At 48.4% G+C, this 21,774-nt stretch carries 17 protein-coding genes; 10 read left to right on the top strand and 7 right to left on the bottom strand.

Annotation, left to right across the window (positions count from 1 at the left end; translation table 11 throughout):
• Positions 1-284 precede the first annotated feature (284 nt).
• From ACQY6I_RS05645 to ACQY6I_RS05635, 3 genes are all read left to right on the top strand, one after another.
• Positions 285-1,193 carry a flagellar protein MotY gene (locus ACQY6I_RS05645; RefSeq protein ID WP_428240490.1) on the top strand — a complete coding sequence of 303 codons (909 nt, stop codon included), beginning with the start codon at positions 285-287 and terminating at the stop codon, positions 1,191-1,193.
• 171 nt (positions 1,194-1,364) lie between these two features.
• Positions 1,365-1,724: a hypothetical protein gene (locus ACQY6I_RS05640; RefSeq protein WP_428240489.1), complete on the top strand. Its 360-nt coding sequence runs from the start codon at positions 1,365-1,367 to the stop codon at positions 1,722-1,724.
• The gene (locus ACQY6I_RS05635; RefSeq protein WP_428240488.1) at positions 1,705-2,709 is read left to right on the top strand and encodes a S1 family serine peptidase; all 1,005 of its coding nucleotides are present in this window, start codon (positions 1,705-1,707) and stop codon (positions 2,707-2,709) included. Before ACQY6I_RS05640 ends, ACQY6I_RS05635 begins: the two co-directional genes overlap by 20 nt.
• Positions 2,710-2,727: 18 nt before the next feature.
• Here the strand turns inward: ACQY6I_RS05635 and mltF are convergent, their stop codons facing one another.
• Positions 2,728-4,134 (bottom strand): membrane-bound lytic murein transglycosylase MltF, encoded by a 1,407-nt coding sequence (mltF, locus tag ACQY6I_RS05630; RefSeq protein WP_428240487.1) that lies wholly within the window; start codon positions 4,132-4,134, stop codon positions 2,728-2,730.
• Between the two features lie 259 nt (positions 4,135-4,393).
• Between mltF and purL the strand changes: the two genes are divergently transcribed.
• Together purL and ACQY6I_RS05620 are read left to right on the top strand one after the other, a co-directional pair.
• Positions 4,394-8,290, top strand: a complete 3,897-nt coding sequence (purL, locus tag ACQY6I_RS05625; RefSeq protein ID WP_428240486.1) for a phosphoribosylformylglycinamidine synthase — start codon at positions 4,394-4,396, stop codon at positions 8,288-8,290.
• A 146-nt stretch (positions 8,291-8,436) separates the two neighbouring features.
• The gene (locus ACQY6I_RS05620) at positions 8,437-8,697 is read left to right on the top strand and encodes a ribbon-helix-helix domain-containing protein (RefSeq protein WP_428240485.1); all 261 of its coding nucleotides are present in this window, start codon (positions 8,437-8,439) and stop codon (positions 8,695-8,697) included.
• Here the strand turns inward: ACQY6I_RS05620 and ACQY6I_RS05615 are convergent.
• On the bottom strand, positions 8,694-9,251 hold the full coding sequence (locus ACQY6I_RS05615) for a DJ-1/PfpI family protein (protein ID WP_428240484.1): 558 nt from the start codon (positions 9,249-9,251) through the stop codon (positions 8,694-8,696). The genes ACQY6I_RS05620 and ACQY6I_RS05615 overlap by 4 nt on opposite strands.
• Positions 9,252-9,481: 230 nt before the next feature.
• On the opposite strand from ACQY6I_RS05615, the gene ACQY6I_RS05610 reads away from it, so the two are divergent.
• A complete protein-coding gene (locus ACQY6I_RS05610; protein ID WP_428240483.1) occupies positions 9,482-10,252 on the top strand; it encodes a methyltransferase domain-containing protein in 771 nt (256 codons plus the stop codon).
• 11 nt (positions 10,253-10,263) lie between these two features.
• On the opposite strand, the gene ACQY6I_RS05605 is transcribed toward ACQY6I_RS05610, so the two are convergent.
• The 4 genes from ACQY6I_RS05605 to acnB form a co-directional block, all read right to left on the bottom strand.
• Positions 10,264-11,214: a diguanylate cyclase gene (locus tag ACQY6I_RS05605; protein ID WP_428240482.1), complete on the bottom strand. Its 951-nt coding sequence runs from the start codon at positions 11,212-11,214 to the stop codon at positions 10,264-10,266.
• A gap of 3 nt (positions 11,215-11,217) precedes the next feature.
• Positions 11,218-11,826: a histidine kinase gene (locus ACQY6I_RS05600; protein WP_428240481.1), complete on the bottom strand. Its 609-nt coding sequence runs from the start codon at positions 11,824-11,826 to the stop codon at positions 11,218-11,220.
• Positions 11,827-11,831: 5 nt separating this feature from the next.
• Positions 11,832-12,203 carry a response regulator gene (locus ACQY6I_RS05595; RefSeq protein WP_428240480.1) on the bottom strand — a complete coding sequence of 124 codons (372 nt, stop codon included), beginning with the start codon at positions 12,201-12,203 and terminating at the stop codon, positions 11,832-11,834.
• Between the two features lie 198 nt (positions 12,204-12,401).
• Positions 12,402-15,002: a bifunctional aconitate hydratase 2/2-methylisocitrate dehydratase gene (acnB, locus tag ACQY6I_RS05590; protein ID WP_428240479.1), complete on the bottom strand. Its 2,601-nt coding sequence runs from the start codon at positions 15,000-15,002 to the stop codon at positions 12,402-12,404.
• A 302-nt stretch (positions 15,003-15,304) separates the two neighbouring features.
• Between acnB and flhA the strand changes: the two genes are divergently transcribed.
• The 4 genes from flhA to ACQY6I_RS05570 all read left to right on the top strand — a co-directional run bounded on the left by flhA (position 15,305) and on the right by ACQY6I_RS05570 (position 20,604).
• Positions 15,305-17,488 (top strand): flagellar biosynthesis protein FlhA, encoded by a 2,184-nt coding sequence (gene flhA / locus ACQY6I_RS05585; protein WP_428240508.1) that lies wholly within the window; start codon positions 15,305-15,307, stop codon positions 17,486-17,488.
• An 85-nt stretch (positions 17,489-17,573) separates the two neighbouring features.
• Positions 17,574-18,971: a flagellar biosynthesis protein FlhF gene (flhF, locus tag ACQY6I_RS05580; RefSeq protein WP_428240478.1), complete on the top strand. Its 1,398-nt coding sequence runs from the start codon at positions 17,574-17,576 to the stop codon at positions 18,969-18,971.
• 65 nt (positions 18,972-19,036) lie between these two features.
• Positions 19,037-19,849, top strand: a complete 813-nt coding sequence (locus ACQY6I_RS05575) for a MinD/ParA family ATP-binding protein (RefSeq protein ID WP_428240477.1) — start codon at positions 19,037-19,039, stop codon at positions 19,847-19,849.
• Between the two features lie 29 nt (positions 19,850-19,878).
• Entirely contained in the window at positions 19,879-20,604 is a 726-nt protein-coding gene (locus ACQY6I_RS05570; protein ID WP_428240507.1) for an RNA polymerase sigma factor FliA, read from the top strand.
• Between the two features lie 208 nt (positions 20,605-20,812).
• Here ACQY6I_RS05570 and ACQY6I_RS05565 read toward each other — a convergent pair whose 3' ends face one another.
• Positions 20,813-21,682 (bottom strand): hypothetical protein, encoded by an 870-nt coding sequence (locus tag ACQY6I_RS05565; protein ID WP_428240476.1) that lies wholly within the window; start codon positions 21,680-21,682, stop codon positions 20,813-20,815.
• Positions 21,683-21,774 lie beyond the last annotated feature (92 nt).

The raw sequence follows: 21,774 nt of genomic DNA, 5'->3' as shown, positions 1-21,774 counted from the left end.
TGGATGGTTTTTGTTCAGACACTCAGTGTTTTCCTATTGTCAGTAAGCGTTCCGGAATCTGGTTCGGAACACAGTTCAATATTCGGTGAAGCCTTGCAGTCTTGAATCTGCTGGTCGCCATATACAGGCCACCATGTATCGGTTTTGAGCGGTTAACTACTACGATTTGCGCTGGCAAGACACCTATCAATCCCCGTATATGGTAAAGAGGATTAAAGATTCAGGCAAAAATACCGACATAGACAGGTAGCAAGTTACCAGAATTCTTCCTTGAGCGCGTGTTTATGGCCAATTATCAACGCATTTTATTCTTCTTTCTTGGTTTGATCCTTGCTGTACCCACTCAGGCCATTACCTTTACGACTGGTCTGGCTGATACTGAGTGGCAGCTTGTCTCCTCGCCGTTTGGTTGTCTCTTTCGGCAGAACATACCCTTGTATGGATCGGGGGTGTTCTTTCGTGAAGCTGGTGAAGATCTGCTGTTTTACTTGGAGACTGATCATAATCAAATGCGTGAGGGCAAAGCGGCATTGGTAATTGAAGCCCCCGACTGGAAAGCCAATGCTCTGACTTCGGATCTTGGCTACGTGAGAGTTCGGGATACCCATTATCCTGTAGTGGTCGAGTCCATTCGTTCTGACCGTATGATGGCGGAGTTGCTGGATGGCATGGCCCCGACGTTCACCAGACAGGCCATTTATCTTAGTGACCGCATTCGGGTGCGCCTCTCTCCTGCTCAGTTCAAACCCTATTACGAGCAATATCTGGCCTGTGTTTCCGGGTTGCTACCGGTGAATTTTGATCAGATTAAACGCACCAATATCTATTTTGACAATGGTCAGGATGAACTGGATGCCTCTGACAAGCGGCTCTTGAATAAGATTGCCACTTACATTCTGACCGATACGCGGGTCATCAACATTTATATCGACGGTCATACGGATGATCGTGGTTCCCGTTATGAAAACCGGCGTTTGTCAGAAAAACGGGCTGATTTGATTCAGCATTATCTGATGTCCCGCAACATTGATGTCGGTATGATGATTTTGAACTATCATGGCGAACGTTATCCGGTTGCCAGCAATGCGACTGCCGCCGGCCGTGCAAAAAACCGAAGGGTATCCATTCGTATTGAACGCATTATGGACGATCCTGATGATCCGATTGCCAAACATCCCAATTTTGATGAATGACGAGATTTTGAAGCCTCGTCTCAGTTCTACGTTTTTTCTTGGTTTGGTCAAAACTTTAGCAAGCCTATACTAATACTGAATGATATTATCCAAACGGTCAGGTTGAAGCGGGCAATGTCCCATCTGATTGACTATGATGTTTCACAAGACTCACGTGAATATGGATAAAAAATGTTCAGAATGACTTTGGCCACATTGCTGACCGCCTCTTTTATCTTGGCAGGTTGCAATTCGATGGCGCAAAACAATCAAACCGAAATCTCCTCGCTTAATGTGTTTAATCCCCGCTGGGAGGGAGATAATTTTGTGATTGAAGTGATGTCCAATGGCTGTACAGACGTCTCTGATCTTCAATATACGATTACAGATGAGCAGCTGACATTTAGTCGTATAAGGCCCGATAATTGTCGTGCGATGCCTCATTTGGTGGCTTTATCATTTGAATTGGATCAAGCGTTTACTTCGCTGACCAACCCAATTTTGTTTTCAACAGGTACAGGACTGATGGGCCATGGAAAAACTATCCACTAAATTGATTGCTATCGCGTTTACGTTAACCGCAGGATTGTTTACGGGCAATGCCATGGCGCAAAGCAGAATTATTAACGGTAAGGACGCCACGGGTGAATGGCCGTTCGTGACGGCGCTGATGACATATGTCGGAAATGGTTACTATAGTCAGTTTTGCGGTGGCAGCCTGATCAGCCCGAAATATGTATTGACGGCGGCACATTGTGTAAGTCAGATGAGTTCCTCTGGTGTCGCCAATATGCTGCTGAATATTGGTGATCTGACACCTTTTGATAATGATGGCAACGAATTGCGCTATGTTCGCAAGGTGTACATTAATCCGAATTTTGACAGTAACACCCTAAAGTATGACTTTGCCATTCTGGAGTTGGATGAGGCCAGTAACCGGACTCCCATTACCTTGGGTTCTGTGGGTGACAATGATGATGTCTGGACGCTTGGTTGGGGAGATATGAACCCGGTGGATCTGCATGACAATCAGACAACCGCTGATATCAGTGTTCCGGATACTCTTAAAATCGTTCAATTGAAGACCATGTCCAATTCTGTGTGTATGTCTTACTACTCGGGAGTTGCTAACATACAAGGCAGCATGCTGTGTGCGACTGGTGCTTCTGCTACTTATCCTTATGGGGGACAGAACTACGCTATCATTGGTGACTCCTGCCAGGGTGACAGCGGTGGGCCTTTAGTCAAGTTGTCCGGCGGCGAGTATGTCCTGGTGGGTACCGTCAGTTTTGGTGATGACGGTGAAAACGGAAACAATATCGGCTGTGGTGACCCTCTATTCCCTGGGGTTTACGGTCGGGTCAGCGTAGCTTCCGATTGGATTGGTAGGGTTTTGAACGGAAATGTATCACCGTCTATTGTGGGATCGTCCAGCTCTGGCGGTGGTGGTTCGTCAGGTATTTTCGGTGGTGCATTGAGCCCGGTATGGCTGGTTGTGATGTTGCCGTTGTTATCCTGTTTCCGTCGTCGTCAATAAGATTTATGTTCGCCGGCTTTATAATGTCGGCGGAATCGTCACTCTAATTTCCGGCAGTTCAGTCAGACTATCTGGCACTTCGAGCTGCTCTCCCGGTTCCGGGAAGTTCCATTTTAAAATGTCGTAGTAGCGGCGGATATTTTGTACGTATACCACGGGTTCACGGCCGCGTGCTTTGCCATGGGCGGTATATTTGTAGTATTCCGGTTTTTCCAGTAGCGGCAGATAATCTTTCACATCCAGCCAACTATCGGGGTCTCTGCCAATACTTTGAGTGATCTTCCTGGCATCTTCCAGGTGACCATAACCAATGTTGTAGGCGGCCAGTGCCAGCCAGGTCCGGTCTGGTTCCTGTATGCGTTCAGGGATGGTTTTTAACATGCGGACAAAATATTTTGCGCCGCCACGTATGCTTTGTTGGGCGTTCAGGCGGTTTTTCACACCCATATCGCGAGCGGTATTCAGTGTCAGCATCATCAGTCCTTTAACGCCAGTCGGGGATACCGCCCGGCTGCGCCAATGGGATTCCTGATAGCCAATAGCGGCCAGGAGACGCCAGTCGAGTCCGGTTTCCTCTGCAGCGGCTTTAAACGCTTTTTGATAGATCGGCAGACGCCCTTGCATATGGCGATTGATGACATTCATCCCTACGAAATCCAGCTGATGATGGGTCCCAAAGTAACGTTCTTTAAGTTTCTTCAGTTCTCCGTTTTGTTGCTCACTGGCGAAAAATGTATTGATAGCCTCAATCAGGGAAGGATCACCGGTGTTCTTCGTAACCCAGACCACTGCTGTTGGATCGTGTAGGTCAAATGCGACTCTGGCTTCTGGGAAGAATACGGCATTGGCTTCATAATCGATGGAGTCCATCAGAGCCCAGTCGGCTTCGCCGGATTCGAGATTTTCAAACAGTTCAAGGCTGTTGCCGGAAATGGCCTCCCAGGTCAGATCTTTCATATCCTGCCGGGCCTGAGTCAAATAGCGTTCGCCGGCAGAGCCGGCAATTACCTGAATGCGTTTGTCCTTGTAATCCAGTAATGATGTTGGTTTGTCGCCCTGATAAATCAGCTGGGTGGTTACTTCGAAATAAGGAGTGGAAAAATAGTAGGCTTCGCGGTCATTGAGAAACAATGTCAGGCCTGCGGCTGCCAGATCCGCGATACCGAGGTCGATCGCCCGATAAGTGCCGGCATTGTCATTCTCGGAGAGTATTTTCAGCTCAACATTGAGGTAGTCGGTAAATTGGCGAATCAGCGAATATTCAAAGCCATCGAGCCGTTCGCCATTCATATCAAAAGTATTTGGACCCAGCCGGGATACCACTGTCAGCACGCCAGCTTCATGAATACGCTGCAGTTGGCTTTTATACTGGATACCATGAATGATCACCCATGCTGCCAATAACACAATAACCAGTATTAACAAGCGCTTGATGACAGTACGTCCGGACGGGTGGGTGAGTTGATTGAACAGTCGTGTGCTCCCAGCAGAGTTGACAATCTTGGCTGCATTTTAGCTGTTCGGGTGGTCAGACAAAACCACTATTGTGAGACTGACTGACAAGATAGAACCCATATTCGTCACGATGGCTAAATTGGGGTTAACAGATTTGTTGTCATTCGAGTATGATACGCGCCCATTCGAATCCCACCCCTAACGGATCAAAAACAGGACCCTCGTCGCTATGCAAATATTGCCCGGTGCCCCTGCGTTATCTCCCTTTAAACGTCAACGACTGCTGTCAGAACTTCAGAATGTGGCTGATGTTGCTGATGTATATGCGGAGTTTGTACATTTTTACACATCAGACGAAGCCTTGAGTGAATCTGATCAACAGATTCTAAGTCGAATTCTCAAATATGGTCCCAGAGTCGAAAAGGAGACTTTTCATGGCACTCTGGCATTGGTGACACCGAGACCAGGTACCATTTCCCCTTGGAGCAGTAAGGCCACGGATATTGCGCATAATTGTGGTTTAGCTGTGATCAGCCGCCTGGAGCGTGGCATCGCTTACGACATTCGCTCAGAGCAGCCGTTGTCAGAAAAGGTTCTGAGCGATATTTATGCTGTTCTGCACGATCGTATGACTCAGGCGGTGCTAGGGCACATGGATGAGGCGGATGTGCTGTTTGGAGTGGCTGAACCTGCGCCATTCACAACGGTGGATGTCATTGCCCAGGGGCATGATGCTCTGGTAGAGGCGGACGGCCGGTTGGGTCTGGCATTGGCTGACGATGAGATTGATTATCTGGTCAGCAGCTTTCAGCAACTGAAACGTAATCCGACCGATGTCGAGTTGATGATGTTTGCTCAGGCAAACTCGGAGCACTGCCGTCATAAGATTTTTAACGCCAGTTGGGAGATAGACGGCGAGCAGCAGTCCCTGTCTCTGTTCAAGATGATTAAGAATACCTATGAAAAAGCCGGTGATAAGGTTCTCAGCGCCTATAAGGACAACGCTGCTGTTATAGAAGGCTTTACGGCAGAGCGCTTTTACGCCAATCCGACCACTCATCAATATGGTTATCATGCTGAGAACGTCCATATACTGATGAAAGTGGAAACCCATAATCATCCAACGGCTATATCTCCGTGGGCCGGTGCGGCTACTGGTGCTGGCGGTGAAATACGCGATGAAGGTGCCACTGGTCAAGGCTCCAAACCCAAGGCGGGTCTTACCGGTTTTACTGTGTCCAATCTGCGTATTCCCGGGTATATCCAACCCTGGGAAAGTAAATATGGCAAGCCAGGCAGGATTGTGTCCGCCCGGGAAATCATGTTGGACGGGCCACTGGGTGGTGCGGCATTTAATAATGAATTTGGGCGTCCCAATTTGCTGGGATATTTCCGTACCTTTGAGATGTTGGCTGCAGGTGTAGAAGGTGATCAGGTCTGGGGTTATCACAAACCGATCATGATTGCCGGCGGCCTTGGTAATATCAAAGCGGAACATGTTGATAAGGCCTGGGATGATATTCCAGTGGGCGCAAAATTGATCGTGCTTGGCGGCCCCGCGATGGAGATTGGACTGGGCGGTGGCGCTGCTTCTTCAATGCGTTCGGGGCAGGGCAACGAAGACCTCGATTTTGCATCGGTTCAGCGTGACAACGCGGAAATGGAACGTCGTTGTCAGGAAGTGATCGATACCTGTTGGGCGATGGGTACACAGAATCCGATTGCGTTCATCCACGATGTAGGGGCTGGCGGGCTATCCAATGCATTTCCGGAGCTGGTGAACGATGGTGGTCGTGGTGGTCGTTTTGAGCTTCGCGATATTCCCAATGATGAACCAGGCATGTCGCCGCTGGCGGTCTGGTGTAATGAGTCACAGGAACGTTATGTGCTGGCCGTTCCGGCTGGGCGGCTTAGTGAATTTGAAGCCATCTGTCAGCGCGAACGCGCACCGTATGCTGTTATTGGCGAGGCCACTGATGAAAAAACGCTGATTGTCGCTGATCGGTACTTCGACAACCGGCCGGTTGAATTGTCACTTGATATCCTGCTGGGTAAACCACCCAGAATGCATCGGAGTTTTACCCCTGTTGAGGTGCAGCATCAGGAATTCAGTGCCGAGAAAATTGATCTGCAGGAAGCCACCGAGCGGGTATTGAAATTTCCGGCCGTGGCCAGCAAGAATTTTCTGATCACCATTGGGGACCGGTCTATTACCGGTATGATTGCCCGTGATCAAATGGTTGGTCCCTGGCAGATTCCGGTTGCGGATGTTGCAGTCACTACCAGCACATTGAACAGTACAACGGGCGAGGCCATGGCCATGGGTGAGCGTACTCCGGTTGCGGTGATTAATGCGCCAGCCAGTGGTCGTTTGGCGGTGGCTGAAACGATTACAAACTTAGCGGCTGCCCGTATCGGGCAGTTAACGGATATCAAACTGTCTGCCAATTGGATGGCTGCTGCCGGCCAACCTGGTCAGGATGAAGCGCTGTTCCGTACGGTTGAAGCGGTGGGCATGGAATTGTGTCCGGCTTTGGGGTTGACTATTCCAGTCGGTAAAGACTCCATGTCAATGAAAACGGTATGGCAGGAGGATGATAAGGATAAGTCTGTTACTTCACCATTATCCCTGATTATCACTGGCGTTGCGCCGGTACTGGATGTCAGAAAGACCGTGACACCGCAACTACGAACCGATAAAGGCGATACAGATCTGTTATTGATTGATCTGGGAAGAGGGCAGAATCGTCTGGGGGGATCGTGTCTGGCTCAGGTTTACAAGAAAATCGGTGCCACCGCTCCGGATGTCGATCGTCCGGAAGATCTGAAGAACTTTTTCGATGTTATTCAGGGCCTGCTGGAACAGCGGAAAATATTGGCATACCACGACCGTTCTGATGGCGGACTGTTTGTCACGATTGCAGAAATGGCATTTGCCGGCCGCACCGGCGTCGACATCCAGTTGTCAGGGTTGTGCTCACACCCCTCAGATGTGGCCTCAGTACTGTTTTCAGAGGAGCTGGGAGCCGTCATCCAGGTACCTGGCCACGAAACTGAAAGTGTACTGGCGGAGTTTGGGCAATGCGGTTTGTCTGATTGCGTGCAGCTAATTGGTCACCTGAACGAGGATGATCACTTGCGCTTCCAGATGGGTGAGGAAGAAGTGCTGGCCCATACCCGGACCCAATACCTGCGCTGGTGGTGGGAGACTTCTTATCAGATGCAGGCCATTCGCGACAACAGCGATTGTGCCCGGCAGGAGTACGACCGTTGGCTGGATGCTTCTGATCCTGGACTGCATGTGTCTGTGCCTTTCAACCTTAATGAAGATACCACCCGGAATCTGAAAGATCGTCCGGATGTGGCTATTTTTCGAGAGCAGGGTGTGAATGGACATTTGGAGATGGCGGCTGCATTTTATCGCGCTGGATTCAATCCTGTTGACGTGCACATGAGCGATATCATCAGTGGTCGTGTCACTTTGGAACGCTTTAAAGGACTCGTTGCCTGTGGTGGTTTTTCCTACGGTGATGTACTCGGAGCCGGTGAGGGCTGGGCTAAGTCCATATTGTTCAATGAAACCGCCCGTAAAGAATTACAGGCCTTTTTTGAACGTCCAGACACGTTTACTTTGGGGGTTTGTAACGGTTGTCAGATGTTGAGCAACCTGCGGGATATTATTCCTGGTACTGAAAACTGGCCCCATTTTGTTCGCAACGAGTCTGAGCAGTTTGAGGCTCGAACGGTAATGGTTGAGATTCAGGAATCGCCGTCGTTATTCTTCAAAGGCATGAAACGTGCGAGAATGCCTGTGGCCGTGGCTCATGGAGAAGGTCGGGCTGAATATTCCAGCCACGGAGCTTTGGAAAAAGCTAATCGCAGTGGTCATGTTGCGGTTCGGTACGTGGACAATCGCGGCCAGGTCACAACAGCTTATCCGTTGAACCCTAATGGTTCACCGCTGGGTATTACCGGTTTGACCAGTGCTGACGGTCGGGTAACGATCATGATGCCGCATCCCGAGCGGGTATCCCGCGCAGTCACGAATTCCTGGTGCCCGGACGACTGGCAGGAAGATGGTCCGTGGATGCGGATGTTTCGCAACGCCCGTCAATGGGTTGGTTGAGTCATAACGAGCCGGAGGGTTATTCCTCCGGCTCTCTGTTTTTGGTTTTGTTATAACCACGTCTCCAGTGCATCGCGCCAAAGATGCTTTATCCTGTTTTCCGGTGAACCAGTACTCCCAATCAGTAAAATAATCAGAGGGTGGGTATGTGTGATATCTATACCGGTGTGGATGAAGCGGTCTATCGCAAAACAGCTAGATCTCTAAGGCTACACGGCCATGTGACCAGTCTGTCGTTGGAAAATCGTTTTTGGACAATACTTGAAGAAATGGCATTGCGGGAAGGTGTGTCAATCGGTCAGTTCATTACCCGATTGTACGATGAATGTTTGCAGCGCCGAGGTGAAGTGGTTAATTTCACCTCGTTGTTGCGGGTTGCCTGTACAACCTACCTGTTACGCCGTTAGAACAGGGCGGCAAACTGTTTGACCCATTCTGCATTTGCCGGCCAGGCTGGTGCGGTGACAAACTGACCATCGGTGATTGCCTGGTCCATGTCCAACTGCATGTATTCTCCGCCGGCCAGTGTTACTTCCGGGGCACAGGCAGGGTAAGCAGAGATGCGTTTTGATTGGATTACTTCAGCTGCAGCCAGTAGCTGTGCGCCATGACAGATAGCGCCTATTGGTTTTTGCTGTTCGACAAAAGCCCTGACCAGAGCAATGACTCTATCGTTGAGGCGAAGGTATTCGGGAGCGCGTCCGCCGGGGATCATCAGACCATCGTATTCGTGGGGATCGATATCGGCAAAGTTTTGATTCAGAGTAAAGTTGTGGCCCCTTTTTTCACTGTATGTCTGATCTCCCTCGAAGTCGTGAATTGCTGTGGCGATAGAGTCTCCGGATTGTTTATCAGGGCAGACGGCATCACAATCGAAGCCCATTGCCTGTAGTGCCTGAAATGGCACCATCAGTTCGTAATCTTCGACAAAATCGCCAACAATAAATAGAATTTTAGCCATGCCTCTCTCCTTCTCATTGTTATTGGGAAATCTCAGACTAACGTTGTTTATTTGTCTGATGGTAGTAGATCTTTACTACGAAACCTTTTATATGGTTTGTTTGAGTACTGGACTTTGTCTGCCTCATTTTCAGGGTGTTATCAGTGGGGGGTCGCAGCCGGGCCCACCGCGTGGGACAACATGATCTCTGTCTTTAAGGGTTTTTTATGCATTATTTGGAATTTCGCTGAATGCAGGATGTGAATTTTGATCCGTTAGTGGATCGCTTTAAGGCCAATATCTTCGATTCGCTAAAAGGTAGAATCCGTCGGGCTGTTATTCTTGATCGTTTGCAAAACATTGATCCTTTTCCGGGAGTATTGGAGCCAACGGTGGCAGATATTGGTGGTGGATTTGGTGATATGAGCCTGCATTTCGCGTCACACGGTGCGACGGTGGATTACTTCGACCTCTCTGAGAATATGGCGGCAATGATGCGGGATCGCCTCGGTGATTATCCGCAGTACCTCGACAAGGTTACTGTTCGTAATGGCCGTTTTCAGGACATGATTGATGCTTTGTATGATCTGGTTCATTGTCAGGCAGTGCTGGAATGGTTGGCAGACCCCTGGCAGGGGCTGAAAATATTGTGCGACTCTGTCAGGCCGGGTGGCTACTTGTTGCTGACTTTTTATAATCGCGATTCGATCATTTTTAAAAATTTAATTAAGGGAAATTTCCGTAAAGCGTTCTCTGAAGAGATGGCTGGTGACGCCCGGGGGTTAACCCCAATTCATCCGTTAGATAAGGGTCAGGTTTTTGATTTTTTGGGAACAGAAAATATGGTGATCGAAAAGTGGTTCGGGGTCCGCAGTTTTAGTGACTACTTGTATCCTCACGTAAATAAGCAGAATCCAAAGATTGAAAAAGCCATTCTGGATGCGGAGCTAAAAGTGTGTGAGCGGGAGCCGTATCGTTCCCTGGCACGTTATATCGGTGTGATAGCACGTAGACAAAGCTGAAAATGAGCAGGCTACCCAGCAATGGTGGTCTGGTTGCGGCCATTGTGTTTGGATTCGTAGAGTGCTTTATCAGCCTCGACAATCCATTCCTCATGACTCTCGAACTCCGGTCGAAAACCGCACAAACCAATACTGATGGTGAACTTGAGTTCGCCTTGCGCGGTACTTAAGCTCAATGATTCTACTTTCTGACGTAACCGTTCTGCCGAAATCATCGCGTGTTTGGGATCAGTATCCACCAGTATGACCACAAACTCTTCGCCACCATAACGACCAGAGATATCTGTGACTCTTTGGCTCGAGGATATATTGCTAGCCAGCAGTCGAATGACTTGATCACCAACCTGATGTCCAAAAACGTCATTGACATTTTTAAAATGGTCGATGTCCAGGATCATTAGTGTAGAAACTGTTTGTGAACGTCTGGCACGCAAAAATTCCATACGCATCAGCTCTTCCCAGTAGCCCCGATTATATAAACCGGTCAACCGGTCACTGCGACTCAGAGTTCTTAATTGCCGGTTGGCTGACTTCAGTTGTTCACGGTTCACAGCAATGTCAGTGACATCGTATATCAGCATCGAAATGTGATCCACCTCGCCGGTTACTGACGTCAGGGGGAGCAATGTGGTGTTTTGAAACATGTACTCGGCAGTGCCGGTAATCGGTTGGTAGTTTTTAAATTTGAACAGGTAAGGGCGCTGTTCCCAGGTGGTAAACGCCCTATTCTTCAGTTGAAAGACAGTTTCGGCCTTGTCTCTAAACCATTCCTCGTCAATATCAGGAAAAGCAGTGAATAAGTTCTTACCTTTAATGTGAGTCGATGCAAGGCCTGAATGGTTTTCCATAAAACCATTCCAGGCTTCAATGCGATACTCCTTGTCGAGGACAACAAGTCCAACATCAATGTTTTGGATCATATCCATGATCCAGTGAAATTCGCGGACGCTATTATCAGACATAATTTATTCTAATAGGTAATCTGCCTTTGTTTTCAGAGTTTCAAATGAATCCTCGGTAAACAAAAGCAACAGGTCACAGTTAACATCATGTTCTTCAATTGTGTAATTCACTTCGATAGCCAGAGTCTTTTTCCATCGTTCAGCATTGGTTTTAATCAGTTGTTCAACATTGACATGCCTGCCTAAAACTTTTGGATGTCCCTGACTGAACTTCAAATCTAACTGATCGGCTATACCTCTGAGGCAGGCACCGATTAATACATTGGAAATATCCATCAACAATTCCAGCTCGACGTTTTCATTGATATCGCTATCAAGGTTGTGCCTTAGATGGGCTACATCGGAAAAGCTGGAGTCGTTGAAAATCAATAATGCTTCACCGGAGATTCCTCCACCGATGAACCCTTGGCAAACGGCTGATACAGATCGGCTTTCATCTATTGCTGATAGCGCCATATGTAACTCGCTGCTTTCCAGAATGTTCACATTTGGAATAGGTAGTACGATAAATACATTTAAAATTCTGGCCAGCAGATCAGCAGCCTGTCCCATGGCAATATTGGTAATTTCCTGGAAACAGTCGCGATATACCTCATCGAAGTTCTCATGCATACCTGTTACCCCGCAAGAATGCCAAAGTCGCTCAGAATTTTTTTCGCAACTTCCTTACTGATCGGTTTTTTGATGAACTCCAATGCCCCAAGCTTTTTAACTCGATCAATGGCCTCGGGTTGAATGTCACCTGAGACAACGATCACCATGCTGGGAAGGTCCTCTTTTTTGATGGTTTCCAGTACCTGATAGCCGTCCATAATCGGCATGGTCAGATCAAGGAACATGATATCGCCTTTTCCAGCTTTAATGGCTTCGATGGCTTCCATTCCATTACCGGCCTGATGTACTTCAATGTCCCAACCATCAGGTAAAGCCCTAATCATTTGTTTACGGGCGAAACTGGAATCATCGCAGATTAATACTTGAGTTTTCATAGGTACTCAAATCAGATGAAAGGTTACCGTTAAGTAATAGAAGATAATTAATCATTTGGCCACTTATCGGCTGATAAATTTCTGAGATAAAGATGGCAGTCGGTGAAAAAAGCGAGAAACAAAAAGCCCTCGAAAAACGAGGGCTTTAATGATGATTAACCTGGCAACCACTATAAATAGTGGGTAAACAGGGTAGTTTTAGTCAGCAGTGGCATCCGTAGCGATAACGGAGTTGGCGGCATCGACAAAGTCTTTTATCTTGTCGAAATTCAGATATTTATAAATATCACTCGCCATGGAGTTAATGCGGTTAGCATACTCCAGATATTCTTCCTTAGTAGGCAGCTTACCTAGAATGGCACCGACAGATGCGAGTTCCGCAGATGTCAGGTATACGTTGGCACCATCACCCAAACGGTTAGGGAAGTTACGGGTTGACGTTGACAGCACCGTTGAGCCTTCTGTCACACGTGCCTGGTTACCCATGCACAGTGAACAGCCGGGCATCTCAGTACGAGCACCAGCACGGGCGTAGGTGTTGTAATAGCCTTCTTCCATTAATTGGGCCTGATCCATTTTGGTCGGTGGAGAAATCCAGAGACGAGTGGACAGGTTACCTTTGTGAGCATCCAACAGTTTTCCAGCTGCGCGGAAATGCCCAATGTTGGTCATACAGGAGCCGATGAATACTTCGTCGACTTTGTCACCAGCAACATCTGACAACAGACGGGCATCATCCGGGTCATTTGGTGCACAGACGATCGGCTGATCAATCTCAGCCAAGTCGATTTCAATTACCGCAGAGTATTCGGCATCGGCATCAGCACTGATCAGGCTTGGATTGGCCAGCCATTCTTCCATGGCTTTGGCGCGACGTTCGAGTGTACGGGCGTCGCCATAACCATTGGAGATCATCCAACGCAGCATAGTGACATTGGAATTGAGATATTCAATGACCGATTCTTCACTGAGTTTAATGGTACAACCTGCTGCAGAACGTTCAGCTGAGGCGTCAGACAGTTCGAATGCCTGTTCTACGGTCAGCTTGTCCAGCCCTTCAATTTCCAGAATGCGGCCAGAGAAAATGTTCTTCTTACCTTTTTTCTCGACCGTCAGAAGGCCTTCTTGGATTGCATAATAGGGGATAGCGTGAACCAAATCCCGCAACGTAATGCCCGGCTGCATTTCGCCTTTGAAGCGAACCAGTACAGACTCAGGCATATCCAGTGGCATGACACCAGTGGCAGCGGCAAACGCAACCAGACCGGAACCTGCTGGGAAAGAGATTCCCATTGGAAAACGGGTATGAGAATCGCCACCGGTACCAACGGTATCAGGCAGCAACATACGGTTCAGCCAGCTGTGGATGATGCCGTCTCCGGGGCGCAGGGAAACGCCGCCACGGTTTTTGATGAAGTCCGGCAGGGTGTGCTGAGTATCGATATCAACCGGTTTAGGATAAGCTGCTGTGTGACAGAAAGACTGCATGACGAGATCTGCAGAAAACCCGAGACAGGCCAGATCTTTCAACTCATCACGAGTCATCGGGCCGGTGGTGTCTTGAGAGCCAACGGTTGTCATTTTAGGTTCACAGTATGTGCCGGGACGAACCCCTTCAATGCCACAGGCTTTACCCACAATTTTCTGGGCCAGGGTGTAGCCTTTACCTGTGTCAACGGGCTGCTCCGCCAGGCGGAACAGATCTGATACGGGTAATCCCAGCGCTTCCCGGGCACGTTGAGTCAGACCGCGACCAATGATCAGATTGATCCGGCCACCGGCTTGAACTTCGTCCAGTAGTACATCGGATTTCAGTTCAAACTCAGACAATACTGTTCCGTCTTCAGACAGGATTTTGCCGTCATAAGGACGGATTTCCACAACGTCACCCATGTTCAGGTCATCAACAGAGGCTTCAAATACCAGAGCACCGGCATCTTCCATGGTGTTATAGAAGATAGGAGCCACTTTGCTACCGATACAGATACCACCGCTGCGCTTATTAGGTACGCCTGGGATATCTTCTCCGAAGAACCACAATACCGAGTTAGTAGCTGATTTACGTGAGGAACCAGTACCGACGACATCGCCAACGAAGGCAACGGGATGGCCTTTGGCTTTCATTTCTTCAATCTGTTTCATCGGACCAACAGCACCGGTTTCATCCGGATTCAGACCTTCACGCGGCATTTTGTAGGCTGCCAGAGCGTGCAGTGGGATGTCCGGACGGGACCAGGCGTCCTGGGCCGGCGACAGGTCGTCGGTATTGGTTTCACCGGTTACTTTAAAGATGGTGACCTTAATGGATTCAGGTACTTTGGGTTGTTTGGTAAACCATTCGGCATCTGCCCAGCTCTGCATGACTTCTTTAGCATGTGCATTGCCAGCGTCGGCTTTTTCTTTGACGTCATGAAACGCATCAAACATCAGCAGAGTATGTTTCAGTTCGCCAGCAGCGAGTGCCGCCAGTTCAGAGTTATCCAACAGTTCAACAAGTGTTTCGATGTTGTAGCCACCATGCATGTTCCCTAATAGGGAAACGGCCTGGGCTGCTGTGATTAACGGCGAAGAGGCCTCGCCTTTGGCAATCGCAGAGAGGAATCCGGCTTTCACATAAGCAGCTTCATCAACACCTGGTGGAACGCGGTTAGTGATCAGGTCGATGAGAAATTCTTCTTCTCCAGCAGGAGGGTTTTTCAGTAACTCAATTAAACCGGCGACTTGTTCTGCATTTAAAGGTTTGGGAACTATGCCTAATTCGGCACGTTCAGCCACATGGGCTCGATATGCTTCTAACACGATGTTTTCTCCATCATTCACGGTATTGACGGCTACGCCTCTGTGGGCATTTCGAGTCTGCTGATTATTTTTAAATGTTTGTATTACGTGGCAGACCCTGAGGCCATCAATGACCTGGGGTAGTCAGAATAAGTGGGCGCATTGTAGATGAATGCCCCTTAAAAGTTAAGGCAGCCGTTAGTCGAGATCAAAACAGGCAATATTTTTGCAAAGCCTTTTAACAAACCTTAATTCCGTCAAATAAGTGACTCCTTATAAGTATGGCTCTTATCGATTTTTCCGCAGTCAAGAACGTCCGTAATATGAGCCGACAGGAAATTGTCGGCAGCCTGCAGACTAATAGTCGTCGGATACTGAGTGGAAATCTTGGGGTTCCGGTCATGTTACTCGTGTTGTTGGGGTTAATGACGCTGCCGGTTCCACCGTTTCTATTGGATATCTTCTTTACCTTCAACATTGCCCTGGCCATTGTGGTATTACTGGTGTCAATTTATGTCCTGCGCCCTCTGGATTTTGCGGTATTTCCCAGTATTTTGCTGATTTCCACGTTATTGCGTCTGTCTCTGAACGTTGCTTCTACCCGGGTGGTGCTGATGAACGGTCATGAAGGGGGGGACTCGGCAGGTAAAGTCATTCAGGCGTTTGGTGAGGTGCTGATCGGAGGAAACTACGCGGTCGGTCTGGTGGTTTTTGCGATTCTGATGATTATCAATTTCGTGGTGGTTACCAAGGGTGCCGGGCGGGTGTCAGAGGTCAGTGCCCGGTTCACTCTTGATGCCATGCCCGGTAAACAAATGGCCATCGACGCTGACTTGAATGCCGGATTGATCGATGCGGAAACTGCAAAGACCCGGCGTTCTGATGTGGGCCAGGAGGCTGATTTTTATGGTTCTATGGATGGTGCCTCGAAGTTTGTCCGTGGTGATGCGGTTGCCGGGGTATTGATTCTGCTGATCAATATCGTTGGTGGACTGGCCATCGGTACTTTGCAGTATTCACTGGAGTTCGGCGATGCCGTTGAGAAATATGCGCTGCTGACTATCGGTGACGGTTTGGTGGCGCAGATCCCTTCATTATTGTTGTCCACTGCGGCGGCAATCATGGTGACCCGTAATTCATCCAGTGAGCAGATGGGCGATCAGGTGGTTAACCAGATGTTCGGTTCGCCCAAAGCTTTGATGATATCTGCTGTTCTACTGGCGATTCTGGGGTCCATTCCCGGAATGCCTCATCTGGTTTTTCTTGGCCTGGCATTCGTTGCCGGTTCTGGGGCGTGGTTAATTCATCGTAAACAAATGGCATCAGAGGATGGTTCCGGAAAAGCTCTGGCAGTCCCCACAGGTAGTGGAGCCGGTGCTGGTAAAGCCACACCTGTCAGTAAAGATGGTGGTGGGGCTGGGGCTGCGGCGGTACCGGCTCTGGAAAACGATAATAAAGAGTTGTCATGGGATGATGTTCAGCAAATCGATATGGTCGGTCTTGAAGTGGGATATCGGATTATCCCAATTGTTGATCGTTCCCAGGGAGGGCAGTTGTTAAACAGGATCAAAGGGGTTCGAAAAAAACTGTCGCAGGATGTCGGTTTTTTGATGCCGAGTATTCATATTCGGGACAATCTTGATTTGATGCCAAATACTTATCGGATCACCCTCATGGGGGTCACGATTGCAGAAGATCAGGTATATCCCGATCGTGAAATGGCCATTAATCCAGGGCAGGTGTTTGGATCTATTGATGGACTGGCCGCTAAAGATCCTGCCTTTGGGCTGGATGCGGTGTGGATTGAACCTGGCAAGCGTGAGAAAGCACAGTCTCTTGGGTATACCGTGGTGGATAGCTCTACGGTCATCGCCACGCATTTGAATCAGATTTTAAGCAAACACAGTCATGAGCTGCTGGGGCATGAAGAGGTTCAGAAGCTGGTGGACAGGTTGGCAGAAGCGAGTCCTCGATTGTCTGAGGAGCTGGTACCTAATACGGTCTCCATCAGTTTGCTTCTGCGGGTATTACAGAACCTGCTCATCGAACAGGTTCCTATTCGTGATATGCGCTCCATCGCCGAAGCTTTGACGAATCTGCAGCCGAAGAGTCAAGATCCTAACGTTTTAACAGCTGTTGCCCGTACAGCTTTAAGTCGCCTGATCGTTCAGAACATCGTTGGTAATGCGCCGGATCTGCCTGTTATTACATTGGATAAGGACCTGGAACAGTTATTGCTGAGAACAATACAGCAGGCCGGACAGGATGGTTCTCTTGACACTATCATGCTCGAACCAAGCCTGGCAGAGAAACTTCAGGGGTCTTTGGCACGGGCGGTTCAGGAGCAGGAGATGAAAGGTAATCCTGCCGTTTTATTGGTAGGGGGAGCGATACGGATGATGATGGCCAGATTTTTACGCCACAGTATTCCCAGTATCACTGTGCTGGCTTATCAGGAAGTTCCTGATAATAAACAGATCACTATTGTGGCCACGGTCGGAAAATAGGTTTGATCATCGACAGGACCGGAACCATAGATCATGTTGGTCCGTTTATTTAAAGGATAAACAGTTAACGTAGGGTGTGTATGCCATGAAAACCAAACGATTCCATGCGCGTTCAATGTCAGAAGGCCTGAAGAAAATATCAGCCGAGTTTGGTGATGAAGCCATTATATTGTCGAACCGTAAAGTCGGTTCCGGGGTCGAAATTCTTGCGGCTGTTGAACACCCTGCTGCCGATAATATGTACCAGTATTCAGAGCCAGAGGGAGCTGAGATCATTCGTGCCACCAATACTGACCGTGAGCCGGTGGATAAAGAGCATTTAATGGGTCTGTTGTCTTCTATTGGGCCGTTGAAAAAGAATCCGGCGGCTCAGGCAGTCACTCAATTGAGTGGTTATCAAAAAAAGCATGCTGAATACAGCCAACCGAAGGTTCAGGCTCAGGCTCAGTTAAAACCGAAGGCCCATAAATCAACGAGTACCCAGCCTTCACCGCGAGCAATGACAACGAATAAGTCGGCGACGGCAGTTCGGGCGGGGGCCGGTGAGTCCAGAGAGATCAGTGGTATGCGCAGTGAGATTCAGGATCTTCGCCGTTTACTCGAACAACAGAGTCAGGAATTGAGAAAGATTATTCCATTGCGTCATGGGTCTTCTGAATCTGCTGATCCGGTGGCGGAAAAGCTGTCCCAGTTTGGTCTTTCCACTGATTTGGTCAACATGCTGTTGGCGGAAGTTCCTTCTTCTTTGGGGAATGATGACCGCTGGAAACAGGCGCTTGCCATGGTTTCCAGTCGCATCGAGACGTGTCAGACCGAGTTGGTACGCAAAGGTGGCATATACGCCTTTAATGGCCTGACCGGTTCCGGAAAAACGACCACCCTGGCAAAACTGGCGGCACGGTTTGTCATGGAGCAGGGGCCTGATCAGTTGCTATTGGTCTCCATGGATCAGTTTCGTATTGGTGCCCAGGATACGCTGAAAACATTGTCCAAAATTCTTCAATGCGATTTTACCAGTCCTGATGAGTCACTGACTTTGGAAGATGTTTTACAGCGTTACAGTCGGACTAAAAAGCTTATTTTGATCGATACATGCGGTAGTCGGGAAGGGACCGAATACTTTCTCGATTCGCTGGTTGAGGGGACAATGTCTTCGAAGGTACGGAATATTCTTGTTATCCCATCCACAACAACCATGGAGGTAATTCAGGATTATATGGATCGTTTCAGCCGGTATCCGTTTTACGCCAGTGTACTTACCAAGGTTGATGAAAGTTGCCGCTTAGGTCCAGCGCTCAGTCTGATTATGGAGAAACAATTGCCCATGGCTTACTGGACCGATGGTCAGAATATTCCTGAAGACATTCATGTTGCCCGGGGACATCATATTGTCAGCCGGGCGATTACCAGTTGGCGTAAACGTTATGAACAAAAACCGGATGCCTATAGCCGCAATGCGGAACAACATCTGATGGTGAACTGATGGGTAACCCTTATTCAACAAATTTGACCTATACTGACAGAACTGCATTTCGGAGCTTAGAGGTAATGAAAGAACCTGTACAGGTGATTGCCGTGACGGGCGGAAAAGGTGGCGTTGGTAAAAGCAACGTCTCGGTTAATCTGGCGATCGGGCTGGCAGAGCTTGGCAAAAGAGTCGTCATTCTGGATGCTGACCTGGGCCTGGCCAATATTGATATTCTTTTGGGCCTGCCTTCCGGAAAAAATATAGAAGATGTTTTGGAAGGGCGTTGTGACTTGCTTGATGTCATGGTTGATGGGCCTCTGGGAATTAAAATCATACCAGCCTCTTCTGGAGCCGGCCGAATGGCTAATCTTGGAGAAATGGAACATGCAGGTATCATTAATGCTTTCAGCGATATGGCGGTAAATATCGATGTATTGATTGTCGATACTGCTGCCGGTATATCCAAAACAGTGACCAGTTTTGTGGGAGCTGCGCAGGAAACAATTTGTGTTGTCTGTGACGAACCGACCTCTGTGACGGATGCTTATGCGTTAATTAAACTGCTGCATCGCGACTGTAATATTGATCGCTTTAAAATTTTGGCGAACATGGTTCGTACCCCTCAGGAAGGGCAGCAGCTGTATAACAAACTGTTTAAAGTAACAGAGCGATTCCTGGATGCGCATTTGCAGTTTGTTGGCTCAGTACCGTTTGACGAACATGTTCGTAAAGCTGTGCAGCGTCAAAAAGCAGTGTGCGAGTTATATCCTCGAAGCAAGGCGGCTCTGGCATATCGGGCATTGGCTAACAAAGTGGTAAACTGGCCTTTGCCGCAAAACCCTCGTGGTAATCTGGAGTTCTTCGTCGAACGGTTGATTGCGGGAGTTTCTTGATTTTGACTGTCATTACCTATGGTCCGGCCATGTACGAAACGGCACATCAAAGTTTAGAGCAGTTGGTGACTGAGCATGCCAGTCTGGTGAAGCGAATCGCTCATCATCTGAAAGCCAGGCTGCCGGAAAGTGTTCAGGTCGAAGACTTGATTCAGAGTGGCATGCTGGGTCTGTTTGAGGCGGCCAGAAACTATGATCGCAGCAAGGGCGCGACATTCGAGACCTATGCGGGTATTCGTATTCGTGGTTCCATGCTGGACGAAGTTCGTAAAGGAGACTGGGTTCCCAGAAGTGTCCATCGCAATTCGCGCAGAATTTCGGAGGCTATTCATAACATCGAAGGGCGCGTAGGTCGGGACGCATCGGACCAGGAAATTGCAGAAGAACTGGGTGTGGGTTTGAATGAATACTATTCGTTACTTCAGGACACTCAGGGATCAAAGCTATTCAGCTATGAAGATCTGTTGGATCAGAACCAACCAGCCGAAACCGGTTATGAACATTCACCTCAGCCCCTCCAAAATTCTGGAACGCCGGATTCACAGGTCGAACAACATCTGATGCGCAGTCATCTGATTGAGGCGATTAAAAGCCTTCCGGAGCGGGAACAGCTGGTGCTGTCGCTGTATTATGATGAAGAGCTGAACCTCAAAGAAATTGGTGAAGTGTTAGGGGTTAGCGAGTCCCGTGTCAGTCAGATTCATTCTCAGGCAGCTAATCGTTTGAAAGCGAGGTTGCGGGGATGGATCGGTTGAGTGATTGCAATTGAGTTGCACTTGAAAGAGGGAGTGAGCCTTGCCCCGAAAAAGTGTTTTATAGATGGGATGTTTTTGAGTCCTACCTCTTATTTTATCTACCATCCATCCCATGAATGAACAGCCGAAAGAATATCTTTGACGATGAAATCCGGCACAAACCATAGGGCACCGGATTTCATCGTTCACTAAAAAACCATTGCCTTAATTACAAAGGCCCGTAGGCGGATTCAAGTAAATCCCTTAAGTTAATCATTCTGCTGGTTTTTGGCGCGTTGCTGTCATCCATATAGGTAATGGTGATCATATTTGTGTCCGATTCAGGTTCTGCTGTCAGAGCAATTGCCTGAGTGAACGCTGTAACATTGATGTCATAGTTATTGACGATCAGCACTTTTTCGCCATGTCCAAGCCAGTTTGCCTTAATAGCAACGCCGTATTGCATGCCCTGGTTAGGATTGTTTATAGCCATCGGTTGTTTCAGTAGCCGTAACCGCAATGTCTTATGATCAAATTGAGTTGTATACGTATCGGCCACTGAGTTTGGCGTCACGTTGACCGCATGGATGGAACCTTCTGATAACGGCAAATTTTCCATATGGCCGGAAGAATTAGCGGAATCATATTTTTCAAATGTCTTGGCATAGATGGCATATTTGAAGTCCATTTCAGGATCTACAAGTGAACCTTGTGGGCATACTACAACCTCGACTTCTCTGAACAACCACTGATTTTTAACACTGCCCACGAATACATTGTCAGATCCTGAGTTGCAGTTTGGGTAGTACGTTCCGGTAGTGTCTTTTGAGAGTTTTGAGACTCTGAGTGATGGGGTGTTGGCAAATTCCAGCGTAAATTGTTCCAGTTGAGCAACCGGCATGTCCATTGATTCGACCACGTTAACCGAACCATCAGTCACGTTGTCCAGTAGGAGGTTTGGAATCGGTGTGTTCTGTGTATTGCTGTAGCTGTCTGTAACATCGAATTTGTGAACGACGGTATTGTTTGCTGCGGCGACAGAAAATTGGGCTGTCAGTGTAATTGAGAACAGTAATCCTGTTTTTATAAATGATTTCATGGTTTTCCTTTTTCGTCAGTTAAAAGTCTCTTACAAAGACTTGGCCGCCAGATACTTCCTTTAGAACCGGGCCTCTGCCGATGAATGGCCCT

Origin of the sequence: Gynuella sp. (assembly GCF_050297175.1) — a bacterium.
In the GTDB taxonomy this organism is placed as follows: domain Bacteria; phylum Pseudomonadota; class Gammaproteobacteria; order Pseudomonadales; family Natronospirillaceae; genus Gynuella.
Note: the sequence above shows the minus strand (reverse complement) of the source record. Positions and strands in the feature narration are given on the sequence as shown.